The following is a 16,675-nucleotide window of genomic DNA, read 5'->3' as shown; positions in this document are numbered from 1 at the left end:
GGATCAGGTGGGGGGAGCGATCGAGGTCTGGCCGAGGATGGCCAGGCCCCGCTCGACCACCTCGGCGAGGCTGTCGGCGGCGACGATCAGGGAGGCGTCGGGGTCCGCGCGCCGCCGGTTGCGTTTGACGAACACCGAGATCGTCGACGCCGTCTTGTAGTGGCAGTAGGCCAGGAACCAGTCCAGGTCGGGAATCGGACCGTCACGCTCGGCGCGATTGGCCGACAGGAGTTCGCCGCGCGACGGCATCCCGGTCCCTGCCGCAACGTCGGCCGCCGACCGCGAGCGCCGGAACCGGTGCACCGGGTCGGTGTGCATCAGCAGCCACGCCAGATCGGTGCGGGGGTCGCCGACGGACCAGATCTCCCAGTCGATGATCGCGGCGAGGTTTTCGCCGGCGAACAGCATGTTCGCGAGTCGGTAGTCGCCGTGGAGCAGCGTGGGAGCGACCGGTGCCGGGATCCGGTCCGCCAGCGCGGCGTGCAATTCGGCGTGACGAGGCGCGATGTCGTCGTCGACGGTGTCGAGCAGGCGCTGCCAGCGCGCAAGTTCCTCCGCGACGGTGACCACCGGTTCGTCCCCGACTCCCAGCGCGACGGGGTCGAGGTTCTGCATCCGCGCGAGCATCCCTGCCGCTCCGTGGGCGCGGACGGCAACCGTGTCGGCGGAAGGAGGGGAGTCGGCTTCGTCGAGGAGAGGTTCGTACGACTGTCCGTCGACGAGGGTCATGCCGAAGAACGGTGGCCGTTCGGGTGTTCCGTTCTCCTCGAAGAGGATCGCCGGCACCCGGACGCCGGGCGCCGCGCCCAGGAGACGGATGATCCGCGCCTGCCGGAGAACGTCGCGGTTGCGGACCGGTTCCAGTCCGGGGGGTGCCATCTTGAGGACGATGCCCGCGTCGGGCAGGCCGGGGCGGCTGAGCACGGCCCGGTAGGTCAGGCTCGACACGCCGCCCGGCAGTGCCGAGAGCGCCGATATCGCGGATCCCGGCCATCGGCGACCGGCCGCCTCGGTCGCGCGGGCGGTCAGAAGGCTCACGTCGAATTCCGTCACGAGACCACGATCGGCCCGGTCCGCCGGTGTCGCAAGCACGGAAGCGATTGGCGCTGAAGAAACCCACAGCGGCGATCCGGCGGTTGCTTCGGCCCCCACGGAGTGCGTGGTAGAGCTTTCGTATGTCGAATCCCGCCCACAACCGAAACACGCTGGAGCGATTCTCCTTGCACGGCAAGGTGGCGATCGTGACCGGGGCGTCGTCCGGACTCGGTGTGGCATACGCCCTCGCGCTCGCACAGGCGGGCGCGGACGTCGTCCTCGGCGCCCGGCGCGGCGACAAACTCGCGGCGACCGCGGAGCAGGTGCGAAAGTACAACCCCCGCGTGATCACGGTGCACACCGACGTGACGGAGGCGGATCAATGTAATCGCCTGGTCGAGGCCGCTGTCGAGGCGTTTGGAAGGGTGGATGTCCTCGTGAACAACGCGGGCACCGGCGGCGAATACCATCACGTGACGCAGGACCCGCCCGACCACTTCCGGTCCGTCGTCGATGTCAACCTGCACGGCTCCTACTGGATGATCCAGGCGTGCGCGCGGGTGATGGGCCGGGGGAGTTCGATCGTGAATGTCTCCAGCGTCATGGCTCTCACGACGGCGAAGATGCCCGCCGCCGCGTACAGCGCGAGCAAGGCGGCCGTTCTCGGATTGACCCGCGACCTCGCCGCTCAACTCGGGCCGAGCGGAATCCGCGTCAATGCCATTCTGCCGGGGGTGTTTCCGTCCGAGGCGACAGCGCACTACAGCGAGAACTACAAGCGAAAGATCATCGATGCGCGGATACCGCTTGGCCGGATCGGCGATCCCGAGGACATCGCGGCGGTGGTTGTGTTCCTGGCGAGCGACGCATCGGGATATCTGACCGGGGTGAGCCTTCCCGTCGACGGCGGCGTGCTGGTGAACTGAACGCCGCGATCAGCGCTGTACCACCGAGGAGGTGACGGTGCGGGTGTTGAGGCCGTCGCCGCCGTCGACGGTGAGGAACTGGCCGGTGACACTGCGGGCGGTGGGGGAGGCGAAGAAGGCGACGGCGTCCGCGATGTCGGCCGGGTCGACGAATCCGTTGGGCATCGACGTGAGCCACGCGTCCTGGATGTCCTGTGGCATCGACAGAATGCCGGAACTCGCGGTCATCCCGGGCAGGACCGCGTTGGCGGTGATGCCGAGGGAGACGTTCTCGGCCGCTACCGTCTTGACCAGACCGAGCAGGCCGGCCTTCGTGGTGCTGTAGGAGACCTGCGCCGGCATGCCCTGCGTGCCTGCGGTGCTGGAGATGACGACGACACGCCCGTACCGCCGTTCGCGCATCCCCTGCAGACACTGCTGAAGCACCCGGAACGTCCCGGTGAGATTGACGTCGAGATCCTTCCGCCACTTGTCGATCGACATGCTGTGTGCGGCACCGAACATCGTCGTCAGGCCAGCGTTGGCCACGTATACGTCGATGTCGTCGAGGTCCGGCAACTCGTCGGAGGCGATGTCGGCCTGGTAGGTGCACCCGGGTGCACGGTCGAGGGTGACGACGTCCATCCCGTCGGCCGCGAGCCGGGCCACGATGGCCTTGCCGATACTGCCTTCGCGTGCGGCGCCCGTCACGAGTGCCTTGCGGCGGCGCGGGTCGGTCATGCGGATCTCCATTCGTTCGGGAGCGCGTCTGCGCGCACGGTGTTGTCGTCCCGCGCTTCGGCGCAACGGCTTTCGAGGTGGAAGGCCGGGTGATCGCGCAACCGGAGGACGAGAAGCGCGGTCTGGATGCTCAATTGATGGGACGCGTCTCCGGTGACGTCGAGTCCCGTGAGGGTGTGAACCCGCGACAACCGGAGGCGGACGGTGTTCTCGTGCACACCCAACCGGGCGGCGGTGCGGCGCATCCCGCGATTCTGCTCGAACCAGACGGCCAGCGTGCGAATCAGTTCGGTCGCCGCTGCCGCGTCGTCGTCGAGGAGTGGGCCGAGCATGTCGTCGATGAAGTGCCGGATCGCGGAGACCTCGCCGTTCGCGAGGAAGAGCCGGGCCGGTCCCAGGTCGTCGACCGCGAGAACGCGGTGCCGCGCTCCGTGGGTGAAGCGGTCGATGCAGCGCACGACCTCCCGCGCCTCCCGGTACGCCCGGGCGAACGAATCGGGTTCGTACACCGACGACACCCCGGCGATCAGTCCGCTCGCCGGGCTCAATTCGGCGGCCGCGGCCTCGAGGGTCGACGTGATGCGCCCGACGACCGCCGGGGACGCCGCCCCCGCCGGTGCCTCGATCAGCAGGAGGATCCCCTCGGAACCCCGGGTCGACAGCACCTCCAGGCCGAGTGCGCGCTCGGTGTACTCGGCGAGGGAACGGTCGAGATCCTCGGGGGCGCCCTCGGAATCGCGCACATACACCAGGGCGCGGCGTGCGTAGACATTCACGCCGAGGTACTCGGCGCCGGCCGCGAGGTCTTTCCAGGCGCCGGAACCCCGGACGAGTTGCCGCGCGAGGTTCGACCTCGCGTTCCACGCGACTCGCGTGATGCGGCGCTGGGTGAGGAACTGCGCTCCGATGCGGCGGGCGCAGCGCAACGTGACGTACTCGTCCGTGGGATGGAACGGCGTCGGTTGTTCGTCCACCACGAGCCACCCGAGGTGCTCGCCGCGTTCGACGACTGCGCTGAGGATCTTCCGGCGAGACAACCCGGTGCCGAGTTCTGCGGGCAGTAGCACCGGGTCCGCACTGGGCGGGGTCGTGGTGTGCCCGCGCACGATGTCGCGCAACGGCGGGAAGATCGTCTGCCTGCCGGCCTCCGGGCGGGTCGACGCCACGACGTGTCCCTGGCGGTCGAACAGTGTCACCGCCTTGCCGGTGGCCTCCGAGCAGACCCGGACGATCGCGGACAGGCAGTCGACCGCGACCGCGGCATCATCGAGAAGTTCGTCGAACACGCTGAGCGGCATCTGCTTACGGCCGGTATTGGCGTCGGAGGTGGACATCGTGGTCCTCGCTTCCGTCTCTACCGGGCCATGGTCAGCTGTGATGGGCGAGCAGAAGTGTGCGGACGGACGCCGCGTGCTCGATGGCCGCCTCCATCGACGTGGTTGCCGGTACCAGCGTGATGTTGTCCGCACCTGCCTCGACGAACGAGTTCAGCCACTCGGCCACCTGCTCGGGTGTTCCGGCGGGTGCCAGATGGCGGAACTTGTCGCGCGGCAACTGATACAACGCCTGCATCTTCTCGCCGACGAGCCGGTCCGCGAGCGCGGCATCCTTGTCGAGCCCGCACCAGACGTTGACGCCGAACGAGGCGGGTGCCCGGTCTTCCTTTGCTGCCGCATCGAGAATGGCGGTACGGGTCTCGGCGAACCGGCGCGGAGTGCAGAAGATGCCCAGCCAGCCGTCGCCGTAGCGGGCGGTGCGGCGGATGGCGGATTCGCCCCGGCCGCCGATGAGGATCGGCACCGCCGGCTGCGGCGCAGGCAGGATGCGTGCCCGGTCCACGGTGAAGAACTCACCGTGATGGGTTACTTCTTCGCCGCTGAGGACGGCGCGCAGCACCTCGAGGGTTTCGTCGAGGCGACGGCCGCGGGTGCTGGGGTCGACCCCGCTGTTCGAGATCTCGGAGCGGTCCTCACCACCGACGCCGGCGCCGAGGACCAATCGGCCGGGCGCGATCTGCGACAGCGTCGCGATCTGACGGGCGGCGAGCATCGGGTGTCGCAGTCCGAGCAGGTACACGCCGATGACCACCGACAACGTGTCGTGGGTCGACAGCACCGACGTCGCGGACACCATGCCGTCGAACCCGGTTCCGCCGTGGAAGCTGATGTGGTCCCCGACGGTGATGTGGTCGAGACCAGCCTCCGCGGCGGAACCGAGGAGCAGTCGCCGATCTGCGGGTTTCGGGACGAGGAGTGCATCCGTGACCGACAATCCCACTCTGATCGGCATCCTGATCTCCTCTCATGCTAATGGACTGACCATAAACTTCTCACCCCGTGGATGGCAAGGCATTCTGTGGTCACAGCATCGAACTGCCACCGTTGACACATCCCCTGGGACCCGAACACCGCCATACTCTGCACGCCTCGAGGCCGTGGGCCTCGTGGTCTACCGAGAAATCGCGGCTGGTCAGTCCCTGTGTTCGACCGAGCAGAATACGAGGACATCCTTCTGCTTCGCCAAAGTCTGGAGTCGACCGCGTATCAAATCGTGGCAGAACGGTGATTATGCCAAGTGCGGGGGTTCGCGACTCGCTGCAGCGAGTCCTTGATACTACCGAGGACGTGAGCTGGCCCGAGCGGCCTTTGTCGGGTGCAGTCACTCGACTGGCTCGATCAACTCGGACTGGAGCAATGGAAACAGCGCCAGGTAGACCTTGTCGACAATATGAGCAAGCGCGCCGCGAGCACCCCTGACGGAAGCCGCGGCACACTACGTCGCCAATCCTTGGGTGACCCGACGCGAGAAGAAGACCTCGTCAGGAGCCGCTGCAGATGGGTAATCCTGATCGCGACTGGTCGTCGAACGAGCTGCGGTGGGGAATGAAGCGTTCCTTCATCGACTACATTCGGTCCTTGCCCGACGGTGTCGTCGTCCGCTCGACGGTGCTGCCAATTGCGGCGCGAACGAGAACGAGTCTTATCGGACGGTGGCTGCGTCGTCGACCGCCTCTCGTTTGAGGTAGTCGTCCAATCCCAGCACACGCATCATCTCGAGATCGGCAGTCAGACGCTTCGGATGGCGTGAAAAGTGTTGCTCCGCAGTGCTGTTGCGGTGAACTTGCTTGTAGTAGCTCACGAGGCCGATGTCGCCGCCTCAGCGAGGTCCAATGGCATCACGACAATCGCGACTCCGAGGTCGAGAACATTCTGAGCGGCGGATCCGGAAAGGTAGATCGACTCGAATCGGGCGCGGCGGGCGAGTACGGCTGAGAGCGCGTCGTATGCTCCCGATACGACGACAAGGGGTTACGCCGCCGCAATTCAGGGAGGTGGACCTTGCGTGCCGTTCACGTAGTCGCCAAGGATGCCGAGGAGGAGAGGCTCGGTCAGGTCGGGCCATCGCTGTATCCAGGGTTCACCCGCACGTATGTCAGCGAGCAATATTGACAGAATCTCCAGGACCGCTGGCCCGCCATCGAGAAGGATGCGAGGCAAGCGGAGTGCAGCGCATTGCGAAACCAACGGTGCAAGGGTCTGTTTGGCTTCGTCGATCCGTCCTGCCGAAGCAAGGCAGCACACTTCCAACACTGTCAATACGACCAAAGCCCGAGGTCTCTTCTGATTTGCGACCCGCGCCGCCAGCACACGGCTCCGCCTCAACGCCTGTTGCGCTGCGGCGTCCGATCGGTCTGAAAGAAGTAGCCGTATCGACGACTCCTCGTCGAGTTGAGAGCAGACCTCTGCGATGCCGCCCTGCTCTACCGGGAGGCTGGAGTGTCTGAGACTCGCGCTCGTCACCGGATCGATTGGGAGTCCGGCACGGATTCGTTCATTGACAATATGTTTGCTCAACCGCGAAACCCCAAGCCGTGCAGCGACTGCCTCTCCCTCCTCCAAGCGCTGCTCTGTAGCCGCGCGATCACCGCGAAGCGCCTTGATCCGGGAGCCCACCCCGTAGGTCGCGAGCAGGATATCGACGATGCCCCCCTCGGAGCCGAGCTCATTGCTGCGATCGAGCAACTCCTCGGCGGTATCGACATCGCCCATGTCGTAGAGCAGGGAACCCAGGAGTGCGCCTGCGAGGCGAGCGGCGTAGCTGTGCGCACCCGTCTGTCGGGCTAGATCCAATGCGGTACGGAACTTGCGCTCGGCCTCGCCGACCTCGAGAACCTCGTAGGCCGCCACTCCGGCCATGCAATGTCCGTACATGACACTGAACGGTCCGACTGTCCGTTCGTGGTAATCGCGTGCCCAGTCCTGCCATCGGCGCGCGGCTGCAAAGTCGAAACTGTGCACCGCCAGGAAGGACGCCACACCGCTCGCGCCGGAGGTCACGAATGGACGCACTTCGTCCGGATGCTGCAGGATATCGTCGATCAGATCCCACACGCCTTCAACCTGATCAGCGAAGATCCTCCCCACCGCGCGTATCAGGTCAGCCTCGCGTCGGACCATACGTTGCTCCTCAGCGGATCTCAACTCCGTATCAAGGGCGGAAGTGAGGCAGTCGAGGGCGGAGTGCGTGGCGGCTGGGCGCTGCAACAGCACGTTTCCCCACCCGACCAGGAGTTGGAGCTCCGAGTGCAGACGGGCTTCGGCAGGTGGAATTTTCGCGATCAAGCCGAGCAGAGTAGCCATCCTCGAGTTTTCGATCAATTCCCGTCCGTCTGATTCGACCAAGTGGATCGCACGTTCGGAATCCTCGCCGGCCATTGCATGATCGACAGCCTCGCTGAGCATTCCGTGCAGCTCGAACCACTGCGACGCGACATGATGTAATCGTCGAACCCTGGTCGGATTGTCTCGCTCAAGTCGGCGTTGAAGGAACTCGGCAAACAGGTGGTGATATCGAAACCACTCTTTGTCATCGTCGAGGCTGGTCAAGAAGAGATCTCGACTTTCGACTTCCTCGAGCAACGCCTGGCCGGACCGGACGCCCGACAGCTGGGTCGCCAGATCACCGCAGACCTTCGCGGTGATCGCTGTACACATGATGAAGTCGAGGAGATCAGGCTCGAGTGTGCACAGGACGTTGTCCACCAAGTATTCGCCGATCGCATGATGCCGTCCGGACAGATGTCTGATGAACTCTGCCGGATCATCCCTGCCGCGCAGCGACAACGACGCCAACTGCAGGGCGGCAGCCCAACCATCTGTCGAATCCACCAGGTCCGCAACCTCCGATCCGCTCAATTGCAGGGCGTTGACATCGAGGAGGAACGCCTTTGCCTCGTCGGCGTCGAAACGCATCGCTTCAGCATCGATTTCGACCAACTCGTCGCGCACTCGCATCCTGCTCAGCGGTAGCCCCGCCTGGCTGCGGCTGGTAACCACGAGCTGCAGATGGTGACATCCATTGTCGAGGAGGAAACCCATGGCGCTGATCGTTTCAGCGGCGCTTACGCGATGCCAGTCATCGACGACGATCGCCAACCGCTCGCCGCAGTTGTGTATCTCGTCGACCAATGAACTGAGGACATAACGGGCCGCATCCGGGGGATGATCCTCGAGAATCTGCCCCAGTTCGTGTGCGAGGGCGGGTCGAATACGGCGGACCGACTCCAGCAGATGCGCGAGAAACCAGACAACGGTGTTGTCGTCATGATCGACACTCAACCAGGCGACGGATACGCCGGTTGTCTCGAGCTCAGTCCGCCACTGTGCTGCCAGGGTGCTCTTGCCAAACCCGGCGGGCGCATGAATCAAGACGAGTCTGCGGAGCCCGCCGGCGCGCAGAGTGTCGAGCAGTCTGCTGCGTCCAACCAGTGGCCGACTGGGGGTCGGCGGCCGGAACTTCGTGGCGGCGCTCGGCGGGGTCAATACGGTCGACCGTCTGGCATCACTCACCTCCTTCCTCGGTTGTTCGAGAGACGGTTGCGCGGACCCGGTGGACTCAGCAAGGGGACGCACGATCGCCGTCCCCGTGAACCCATGCATCTCGCAGACCGCGCGTAGTTCGTCACCCAATGCTGTAGCGGTCGGGGGCCGATCAGCCGGCAATTTGGCCATCGCATGCTCAATCGCGGTCACCACATCGCGTGGAAAGTCCTGTACTCGGAGATCAGGCACCGACACGCTGGTTATTCGGATGAACTGGGCGACCATGCCCTCACCGGCTCGGCGTTCGAAGGCAGCGTGCCCAGAAATCAGCGTGAATAGTGTCGATCCGAGACCGTAGATGTCGGATGCCGGTGCGGGCGCCTGCCCGTGCAGCATCTCGGGGGCGGTGTAGGCGGGCGAACCCGCGACATTTCCGGTGGAGGTTTTGAAGGCCCCACCGACCCGCGCGATACCGAAATCAGCTAATTGAGGCTCGCCGTAGTCGGTGATCAGAATGTTGGCAGGCTTCACGTCTCGGTGCAGGATTGCGAGGGCGTGAGCAGTTTGCAGGGCACCGGCGAGCTTGATTGCGATCAGGAAAGCGTCGGGCCACGGCAAGGGCCCGTGACAGCGAACCCACGCTTCCAGCGAGTCCCGGGCGTGGTAGGGCATCGCAATGTATGGACGTCCCCCGGCCAGCACGCCCACCTGCAAGATTTGGACGATGTTCGGATGCCCGGACAGCCGGCCCATAGCGCGTTGCTCTCGGACGAAGCGTTCGCGGTCGGTACGCTCGACACCCTCGAGAACTTTGATCGCGACTGTGCGATCCAGTGAGGTCTGCACGCACCGGTACACCGCGCCGAAGCCGCCCCGACCTACCTCGTGGGCGTCGTCGAACCCCTCGGCTTCCAGTTCGGAGACGACCGAGGCAGCGACGTCGCGTTCAGTGCCCGCCGGGTCTACATCCGCCATCTCCGAAGCCTGACTCCATTGACGCGCCTCTGCTGAAGGGAACTGCTACCGGAAAATGTGATCAGAGCGTGCCGACCACCGTGGAGCGGGTTCCCAGAAGTTCAGCGTACTCGGTGCACCGTTCCGGAACGGTGAGTTACCCATCTCTGTCTCCCACGCCCGCGATAACGCGGACAATTTCAGCACTCATGGCATGTTTCTCCCGCGAACTGGCTGGTATCGGCCGATGGGATTGGAACCGGGCGCCGCCGGGGATCGACCCCGACGGCGCCTTGTTGATTCCTCGGCGACCTCGGCGCGGGAGATCCACCGGTCGGTGTGTGGTCTCAGACAGCACCGACCCCGGCGGCATCCGCGGGCCCGTGTGGCCGAGGGTGGTGAGGGCGCCCGCGACCAGTGCGGTCAACTTCCGGCCGGCATGTGCGCCCTTGTCGGTGGGCACCGACAGATGCTCGTCCGCCAGGTGAGCGAGGCCGCAGTGCTGCGCCAACCCGAGTACCGGGATCAGCCCAGCCGCGGCGAGGAGGTTGCGGTCGTCGAACGCCGCGGCCGTCACCGGGCGGGTGTGGGAATAGTTGCGACCTAGAGATGCCCTTCGTGTCGATCGAACTGGTTCTGTGAGAAGTCCAATTCTTTCCGCACGCAAGGGCATCTCGCCGTTTCGACTCACCCAACCCCACCCGGCATCGATGGTCGGACCTCGTGGCGACCGACGTCTACAGCTCCAGCAAAGCATTTGCCGTGTACTCGTAGTGCCGGTCAGGGCCGAGGCAGATCGGACTCAGGCTGCGGATATTCCGCCGTTGACGCTGATCGCCTGCCCGGTGAGTCGGCGTGCCGCCGGGGAGGCGAGGAAGACCGCCAGCGCAGCGAGGTCTTCGGATTCGGGAACGCCGAGGTGCGCTTGCTGGGCTGCTTTGGCGAACAATTTGGCGCTGAATCCGTCGGAGGTGATCCGCGCGGTCGACCCGGTCCCGTTGACGAGCGAGGGAGTCAGGACGTTGGCGCGAATTCCGCTTCGTTTGGCTTCGATGGCGAGCGTGCGAGTGAACATGATGATTGCCGCCTTCGCTGCACCGATCACCGATTCGCCCGGCGTCGCGGTCTTTCCCGCATCCGAAGCGACATTGATGATCACGCCACCCTTCCTCGCCGTCATGTGCGGCACGATCTCGCTCGCGAGATACATGCACGGCAACGCCAATTGGTTGAATGTCCTTGCGATATCGTCCGTGGGTATGTTCGCGAAGAGTTCCGGCCGGACGTCGGCGGCCGTTGTGGACACCAGAATGTCCACGCCGTCGAGGATCCGCTCCGCCTCGGATGCGACATACGCCGCGCCCTCAACCGTGGTCGCATCGGCGGAGAGGAAGGTCACCTCACAGGCCGAGTTGACGGACGAAATACGCTCTCGCGCAGCTTCTCCGCGTTCCGCCCCGCGTCCGACGATTACGACGCCCGGAGCGCCGGCCTGGGCGAGGCCGACCGCGGTCGCGAGACCGATCCCGGCCGTGCCGCCCACGACCAGGGCACTGCTTTCCTTCAGTTCCTTCGGCGGCGCGATTTCATGCGTACCCATTCGTGTACTCCGTTCAGGGGGTGATGTCAGAGGGAAACTGTGCCGCGAGCGAAGATGTCCTTCGCAATGATGCGCTTCTGGATCTCTGCGGTGCCGTCCGCGACGAGGTAAGCGGTGACGTCGCGGTAGCGTTGCTGCAGTGGTGATTCCGTGGAGTACCCGAGATTTCCGTGTACGCGCATCGCGAACTCGATGGCGTTCTTCGCAACGACGGGCGGCCACCACTTGCTCATCGAGGCCAGAGCGGTGTGCGGCTGGGAGGTCTCACGCAGCCACAATGCGCGGTAGCAAATCCAGCGTGCACCTTCCAGATAGGTTGCGTGTTCGGAGAACTGGAACGCAAGCCCCTGGTGCTCGGAAAGTGGCTGACCGAACGTTTCCCGCTGCTGAGCGTACGCGGCGGCTTCCTCCAGGCTCTGCTTTGCGGCGCCCAAACACATCAGGCCGAGGGCAGCTCGACTGAAGTCGAAGTGGTCCATGACCGAGTGGAAGCCCTTGCCGAGTTCGCCGACGAGGTGAGAATCGGAAACAAAGACGTCCGACAGGTGGATACTTCCCCAGCCCAGAGGCAGGCAGCCCATACCGGGCATGTGGCTGACGCTGACGCCTTCCGCATCGAGTGGGACGACGAAGCAGCTGACGCCTCGGGAACGGCTGGATCCGGGCTCTCGCGCGTAGACGAGTGCCGCGGTGGCATTCATTGCCCAGGAGATTGCAGTCTTCTCGCCGTTGAGACGCCAGCCGCCCTCGACTGCCGTTGCGGTGGTGGTCAGTGCACTCGCGTCGGACCCCGACCCGGGTTCGGTCAGGGCGATGGCGATGGTCTGCTCACCGCTGATGAGGGGAGGAAGGTAGCGCTCCTGAATCTCGTCCCGGCACAGCGCCAGTTGGGAGGCGACAAGCCCGATCTGGACGGGCGCCGACGCCATGTTCACGTCGCCGTAGGCGAGGGTTTCGGTGGCCATTCCGAGCAGAACGGGATCTTCGGTACCGGTACCGCCGTACTGCTCGGGCAGGCCGATGCCCAGCAGACCCAGGTCGCCGATTTTCTTCATGATGTCGAAAGGGAATTCGGTTGATGCTGCCCGGTCGCGATAACCCGGGAGGAGAACTCGATCACTGAACGCTGCCAGCGTCTTCCGAAACTCTTCCTGCTCGTCGGTGAATGCAAATGAAACCATGGGGATTGCTCCTGTGCGTGACTCGGCTGGGGGATCACGGCGAGGGAGCGTTGTCGTTCGTTGAGAAGCTGGACTGCCCGGTCCTCGCCAAGTAAGAGCTATTCTAGGTTTGAATAGTAGGACGTAAAACTTGATAGGGCAAGGGGTGCAGGGCTGGTCTCGCCGCCGCATGTAGGCCGCCGAAAGTGCGTGTTGACTCAGTGTCCGGTTTCGACATCGCCGACGGCACGGCGCACAAGTTGCAATTGCTCGATCAGCGCTTCCAGGGTTTCGGCGTCGACCGAATCAAGGCCGAAGCGGCCCCCGGCGAGCCGGTTGTTTGCTTCCTCGACCACTTTCATGCCGGCTGGTGTGAGAGTGGCGAGAACGGTCCGGCGGTCCGTCGTATGTGCGCGGCGTTCGACGAGTCCCGCCTTGACGAGTTGCTCGACCGCCATCGACACGGTGGTGGGGTGGACCATGAGGTACTTGCTCAACTTGCCGAGCGGACGAGTTCGTCCCTCCGAGAGTTGTAGCGAGGTCAGGATCAGATAGGCATTGCGCGACAGCCGGAGTGAGCGCAACTCCTGGTCCATCGCACGGACGACCCATTGGTGGGTGCGCAGCAACGCCATCGTGGTGACGAACTCCAGTTCGGCCGAATCCTGCCGTTCCACCCATTCGGCGCGCATCCAGTCGATCACGTCGGGCTGATCGTCGTCGGAAGACGTCGGAAATTCACTCGCCACTGCGCGGTCTCTCGTCGTCACCGAATCGCGTCGCGGTAGTCGTCACCGAACCGCGTCGCGGTAAATGATAGACCGCATGCGTACCAGCCCAGTGCGCGAGAACCACTGTCAACGATGCGAGAGAACGACCTTCCCGAACCCGCTTCCCTGTTCGAGATGCTTGTGTGCGGCCGCCGCCTCTGCGAGCGGGAACACGGTATCGATGGGCACCGGTGGAATGGTGGCCGCATCGATCAGTTCCAAAAGGCCGGTGAAGTCTTGCGGGCTCCCCATCGTGGTGCCGATCAATTCATACTGGCCGAAGTAGAAGGGTCTGACATTCAGAGTGGCGAGTTCGCTCCGAGATGCGCCCAGCACGACTAATCGGCCCCCCGGACGCAAAGCCGCGATGGACTGTTCCCACGTCCCCACGGAATCGAGGACGAGATCGAAGCCCTGACCGTCGGGCGAGTGGTGACGAGCGGCTTCGGGCCACTCGGGGTCGCTGTAGAGCACCCCGTTCGCGGCACCGAGTTCTACTGCCTGCGCGATCTTGGACGGGGAGGAGGACGTGACTGTAACGTTTGCCCCCACGGCAGACGCCAGCATGACGGCCATGGTCGCAACTCCCCCGCCTGCGCCCAGGACGAGGACATTCTCGCCGGCGCGGAGGTGTCCGCGGGTGAACAGCGCCCGATAGGTGGTCAGTCCGACGAGGGGGAGGGCAGCGGCCTGCTCCCAGCTGAGCCCGCGCGGTTTCGGGGCAACGCAGACCTCCGGCACCCGTACCAACTCGGCGTAGGTGCCCCGCTGGCGATCGCCGAGGATCTCCCACTGCGCGCTCGGGGCTGCTTCGCGGTCGCCCCACCACAGTGAGGGAAGGACGAGAATCTCCTCACCCGTGTCTGCGCGGATGCCCGCACCGTCCGCGCCGAGAACGTGCGGCAGTGGCGACGAGTACTTACCCTGTCGCACGAGAACATCGTGCCAGTTGAGGGCCGCAGCCTTCAGTTGGACAGTCACCCAGCCCGGGCTCGCCACCGGATCGGCGATCGACTCGATCTTCAGGACGTTCGGCTCCCCGAACTCTCGCAAAACTACGGCATCCATGACGCTCCATTCGGTCGTACCTTTTCAATGGTATCATTGTTTCGATGTCGGGTGTCGTACCGCCGGTCACCGGCGTCACTGGACGCTGTGAATTCCAGAATCACCACTTCGCCAACGTGATTGGCCGCAACACAGTTCGTAAGTCGTGTCTGCTCGACGCTTGCCCGCCGCGTGCGATTCGTGTTTAGTGATGCCAGTCACATACACTGTATGTTTGGGTGAGGAACGTCTGCCCCGTGGCGCAATCAGCGTCGGCGAGGTGACCGAACTACGGAGCGCAATGATTCGGAGAGAGCAATCAGTCGAAGTGCGGGATGAGGGTCTTATTCAGGACGCGCACGAATGCACAGACCTCGTTTCGAAGATCCTCGGGGCCGCATACCAGGCGTCCGGGCCAGAGGATGCGTATGCCGCACTCGCGGGAGCCCGACATCAACTCGGGAACGCACTGACCGAGGGTCTATTGCCAGAGACCGACATCGAGGAGGCCTGTGTTCTCCTGGTCCGGATGGAAGATCTTCGGGAGCAATGCGCCGAGAGCGCGGCGATCCGCCGGGCCGCCGAGTTGGCGGCTGTACACGATGCCGCTGCCGGACTGCGTGATCTCGCATCCGGCGACATCGTCCAATCGGCACCAGAGGCGATTTGTTCGACGCTTCCCTTCGCGCGCGCCATGATCTCGGCGATCAGCGGATCGCTCTGGCAACCGCAGCGACTTCACGTCCGGCCGGAATTCGACGGGTCACCGATGGACTTCTCGGACTTCGTGGACTCCGCGGAGTTTCCGTTGTCCGAAGCGCGACTGGAGACCGAACTGGTTCGCCGTCGTGTGCCTGCCCTGGTCGCAGCGCCAGCGCAAGACGAACGCACGATGAAGGAAATAGTGGTCGCGTCACGCTCCTCGGGCTATGTCGCTGCACCGATCGTCTCGAGAGGCCGGGTAATCGGACTGATCCATGCCGATCGTCCCGGCGCGCGGGACCCTCTCGATCCGGACGATCGCGACCGACTGGACGCGTTCGCGACCTTCTTCGCACTCGTGTACGAGCAAGCGGTATTGAGGGAGCGAATCAGCGCGCAGAGATCACGATTGGCGGCATCCTTCGATTCCACCGATGTGCTGCTCGAACGCATTCAGAAGGCGGAGCTGGGCCTGCGTCCCCAGCCTGACGAGCATCCTCACATCGCTCGGCCCACAGTCGACCAGACGTCCGCGGTAGAGGTCAGCGCGGTGTTGACGTTCCGTGAGCGCGAGATTCTTTCCCATATCGCCACCGGCGCCACCAACAGTCAAATCGCACAGACACTGGTGATCTCCGAGGGAACCGTGAAGTCGCACGTCAAGCACATTCTGAAGAAGCTGCGCGTCCCGACCCGGGCTGCGGCGGCGGTACTCTATTCCCACCAGATCCGACGATGATGGATATCAAAACCGTGAACGATGGCCAATCTCGTATACAGGGCTCGGCTCAGGCGCGAGGCGACGCCGAGGCCATGAAGGCGGCCGTGTCCCTGCTCGGTCGTTTGCGGAACGACTTCGGACTGGGGCCCGAACCTCCGAGTGACACCCGGAAGGTGTCTCCCGGTCTTGTCCTCGCCCTGCTCGACGAGGCGACCGAAGCGGCGCTCAGTGCACTGTCGACGATCGTGTCGGACAAGAAGGTGTCGTTCGGAAGGCTTCTCGTCGAAATCCGCGATGTCCGCCACCGTCTGCACTCGTCACCGTCCTCGTCGGCAGTCGTCGGTGCCGCCGACTTCGCAGGCGCTGTTCGACGTCTTCGGGGTGCTGAGACAGTGGCCGGCCTGTCGAGGAGCGTGTGCGCCGAGGCCGCCGCGATGACTGGTCTTGACCGAGTGCTGCTCTCTGAGGTCCACAGCAATGCCTGGACTATTGTGGAGACCCAGTTCGAGAGAGGCGCTGCGCCCGAAATCGATTCACTCGCCACGGCACCGATTGAGCCTGACTCACCGGAGGGACGGGCCGTGCAGAAGCGCACCGCAGTCCTCGTGCTACCGGATCGGCAGTCGCCTGCGGCGAACCCCATCAACCTCGCGAGTGCATCATACTTCGGCGCCGGAGGGTACGTTGTAGCCCCGATTGCCGTCTCCACCGGCGTTATCGGCCTGATCCACGCGAGTCGTGCAGACGACCGAAATCCGAGTATCGCCGAACGCGACCTGCTCGATGCTTTCGCCGGCAGCTTCGGAACTCTCTTCGAACGAGCAATGGTGTCCGAACGATTGACCAAGCAGAAGCGGTTGATCGTCGAACGCCTGGAGCAGGAGAGTCGCGAGGCGGAAGTGCTCTCGAATTCAGAAGTTGCGCTCGGAAAGCCGCGTGCCGCCGGTGCCGCATCATTCTCACCGGCGGCGCTGCCCTCACACTGCAACGCACCGGGCTTGGAAGAACTTACCGGGCGTGAACGCGAAGTGTTCCAGCTCCTGACGGCAGGCAAATCCAACACAGAAATTGCAGATGTACTTGTGATCAGTGTCTTCACAGTGAAATCGCATGTCAAGAAGATCCTGCGAAAGCTGGGAGCGATGAACCGGTCCGAGGCGATCTACCGATACTTGGAGATGGCCAAGTCTGACGCCTCGTCCGGCCGCACCACCTAGA

General features: G+C 64.3%; 13 protein-coding genes and 1 pseudogene. 3 read left to right on the top strand and 11 right to left on the bottom strand.

Going from position 1 to position 16,675, the window contains the following annotated elements:
• Positions 1-3: 3 nt before the first annotated feature.
• On the bottom strand, positions 4-1,053 hold the full coding sequence (locus tag GO592_RS35160) for a phosphotransferase family protein (RefSeq protein ID WP_039952446.1): 1,050 nt from the start codon (positions 1,051-1,053) through the stop codon (positions 4-6).
• 122 nt (positions 1,054-1,175) lie between these two features.
• Here GO592_RS35160 and GO592_RS35155 point away from each other — a divergent pair, with 122 nt between their 5' ends.
• On the top strand, positions 1,176-1,961 hold the full coding sequence (locus GO592_RS35155) for an SDR family NAD(P)-dependent oxidoreductase (RefSeq protein WP_007299674.1): 786 nt from the start codon (positions 1,176-1,178) through the stop codon (positions 1,959-1,961).
• 9 nt (positions 1,962-1,970) lie between these two features.
• On the opposite strand, the gene GO592_RS35150 is transcribed toward GO592_RS35155, so the two are convergent.
• The 10 genes and pseudogenes from GO592_RS35150 to GO592_RS35105 all read right to left on the bottom strand — a co-directional run bounded on the left by GO592_RS35150 (position 1,971) and on the right by GO592_RS35105 (position 14,055).
• Positions 1,971-2,681 carry an SDR family oxidoreductase gene (locus GO592_RS35150; RefSeq protein WP_007299675.1) on the bottom strand — a complete coding sequence of 237 codons (711 nt, stop codon included), beginning with the start codon at positions 2,679-2,681 and terminating at the stop codon, positions 1,971-1,973.
• Positions 2,678-4,015, bottom strand: a complete 1,338-nt coding sequence (locus GO592_RS35145) for a PucR family transcriptional regulator (RefSeq protein ID WP_007299676.1) — start codon at positions 4,013-4,015, stop codon at positions 2,678-2,680. The genes GO592_RS35150 and GO592_RS35145 overlap by 4 nt, the downstream gene beginning before the upstream one ends.
• A gap of 34 nt (positions 4,016-4,049) precedes the next feature.
• Complete coding sequence (locus GO592_RS35140) at positions 4,050-4,970, bottom strand: LLM class flavin-dependent oxidoreductase (protein WP_007299677.1); 921 nt, start codon at positions 4,968-4,970, stop codon at positions 4,050-4,052.
• 690 nt (positions 4,971-5,660) lie between these two features.
• Positions 5,661-5,819: a hypothetical protein gene (locus GO592_RS35135; RefSeq protein WP_157234311.1), complete on the bottom strand. Its 159-nt coding sequence runs from the start codon at positions 5,817-5,819 to the stop codon at positions 5,661-5,663.
• Between the two features lie 185 nt (positions 5,820-6,004).
• A complete protein-coding gene (locus GO592_RS35130; protein ID WP_007299678.1) occupies positions 6,005-9,478 on the bottom strand; it encodes a serine/threonine-protein kinase in 3,474 nt (1,157 codons plus the stop codon).
• Between the two features lie 385 nt (positions 9,479-9,863).
• Positions 9,864-10,109 (bottom strand): annotated as a pseudogene (locus GO592_RS35125) (IS1380 family transposase); the annotation flags it as partial.
• A 150-nt stretch (positions 10,110-10,259) separates the two neighbouring features.
• On the bottom strand, positions 10,260-11,057 hold the full coding sequence (locus tag GO592_RS35120; RefSeq protein ID WP_007299680.1) for an SDR family NAD(P)-dependent oxidoreductase: 798 nt from the start codon (positions 11,055-11,057) through the stop codon (positions 10,260-10,262).
• A 26-nt stretch (positions 11,058-11,083) separates the two neighbouring features.
• Positions 11,084-12,238, bottom strand: a complete 1,155-nt coding sequence (locus GO592_RS35115) for an acyl-CoA dehydrogenase family protein (RefSeq protein WP_007299681.1) — start codon at positions 12,236-12,238, stop codon at positions 11,084-11,086.
• A gap of 197 nt (positions 12,239-12,435) precedes the next feature.
• Positions 12,436-12,966 (bottom strand): MarR family winged helix-turn-helix transcriptional regulator, encoded by a 531-nt coding sequence (locus GO592_RS35110; RefSeq protein ID WP_007299682.1) that lies wholly within the window; start codon positions 12,964-12,966, stop codon positions 12,436-12,438.
• A gap of 108 nt (positions 12,967-13,074) precedes the next feature.
• On the bottom strand, positions 13,075-14,055 hold the full coding sequence (locus tag GO592_RS35105) for a quinone oxidoreductase family protein (RefSeq protein WP_007299683.1): 981 nt from the start codon (positions 14,053-14,055) through the stop codon (positions 13,075-13,077).
• A gap of 160 nt (positions 14,056-14,215) precedes the next feature.
• On the opposite strand from GO592_RS35105, the gene GO592_RS35100 reads away from it, so the two are divergent.
• Together GO592_RS35100 and GO592_RS46025 are read left to right on the top strand one after the other, a co-directional pair.
• Entirely contained in the window at positions 14,216-15,475 is a 1,260-nt protein-coding gene (locus GO592_RS35100) for a helix-turn-helix transcriptional regulator (protein WP_237720558.1), read from the top strand.
• Positions 15,472-16,674 (top strand): LuxR C-terminal-related transcriptional regulator, encoded by a 1,203-nt coding sequence (locus GO592_RS46025; protein ID WP_272943286.1) that lies wholly within the window; start codon positions 15,472-15,474, stop codon positions 16,672-16,674. Before GO592_RS35100 ends, GO592_RS46025 begins: the two co-directional genes overlap by 4 nt.
• The last annotated feature ends 1 nt before the right edge of the window (position 16,675 follow it).

Source organism: Rhodococcus sp. 21391, from assembly GCF_016772255.1.
In the GTDB taxonomy this organism is placed as follows: domain Bacteria; phylum Actinomycetota; class Actinomycetes; order Mycobacteriales; family Mycobacteriaceae; genus Rhodococcus_F; species Rhodococcus_F opacus.
Note: the sequence above shows the minus strand (reverse complement) of the source record. Positions and strands in the feature narration are given on the sequence as shown.

Excerpts from the sequence above, each read along its gene's own strand:
- GO592_RS35155 (WP_007299674.1), top strand. The coding sequence starts at position 1,176 with ATGTCGAATCCCGCCCACAACCGAAACACGCTGGAGCGATTCTCCTTG.
- GO592_RS35150 (WP_007299675.1), bottom strand. The coding sequence starts at position 2,681 with ATGACCGACCCGCGCCGCCGCAAGGCACTCGTGACGGGCGCCGCACGC.
- GO592_RS35145 (WP_007299676.1), bottom strand. The coding sequence starts at position 4,015 with ATGTCCACCTCCGACGCCAATACCGGCCGTAAGCAGATGCCGCTCAGC.
- GO592_RS35140 (WP_007299677.1), bottom strand. The coding sequence starts at position 4,970 with ATGCCGATCAGAGTGGGATTGTCGGTCACGGATGCACTCCTCGTCCCG.
- GO592_RS35130 (WP_007299678.1), bottom strand. The coding sequence starts at position 9,478 with ATGGCGGATGTAGACCCGGCGGGCACTGAACGCGACGTCGCTGCCTCG.
- GO592_RS35120 (WP_007299680.1), bottom strand. The coding sequence starts at position 11,057 with ATGGGTACGCATGAAATCGCGCCGCCGAAGGAACTGAAGGAAAGCAGT.
- GO592_RS35115 (WP_007299681.1), bottom strand. The coding sequence starts at position 12,238 with ATGGTTTCATTTGCATTCACCGACGAGCAGGAAGAGTTTCGGAAGACG.
- GO592_RS35105 (WP_007299683.1), bottom strand. The coding sequence starts at position 14,055 with ATGGATGCCGTAGTTTTGCGAGAGTTCGGGGAGCCGAACGTCCTGAAG.
- GO592_RS46025 (WP_272943286.1), top strand. The coding sequence starts at position 15,472 with ATGATGGATATCAAAACCGTGAACGATGGCCAATCTCGTATACAGGGC.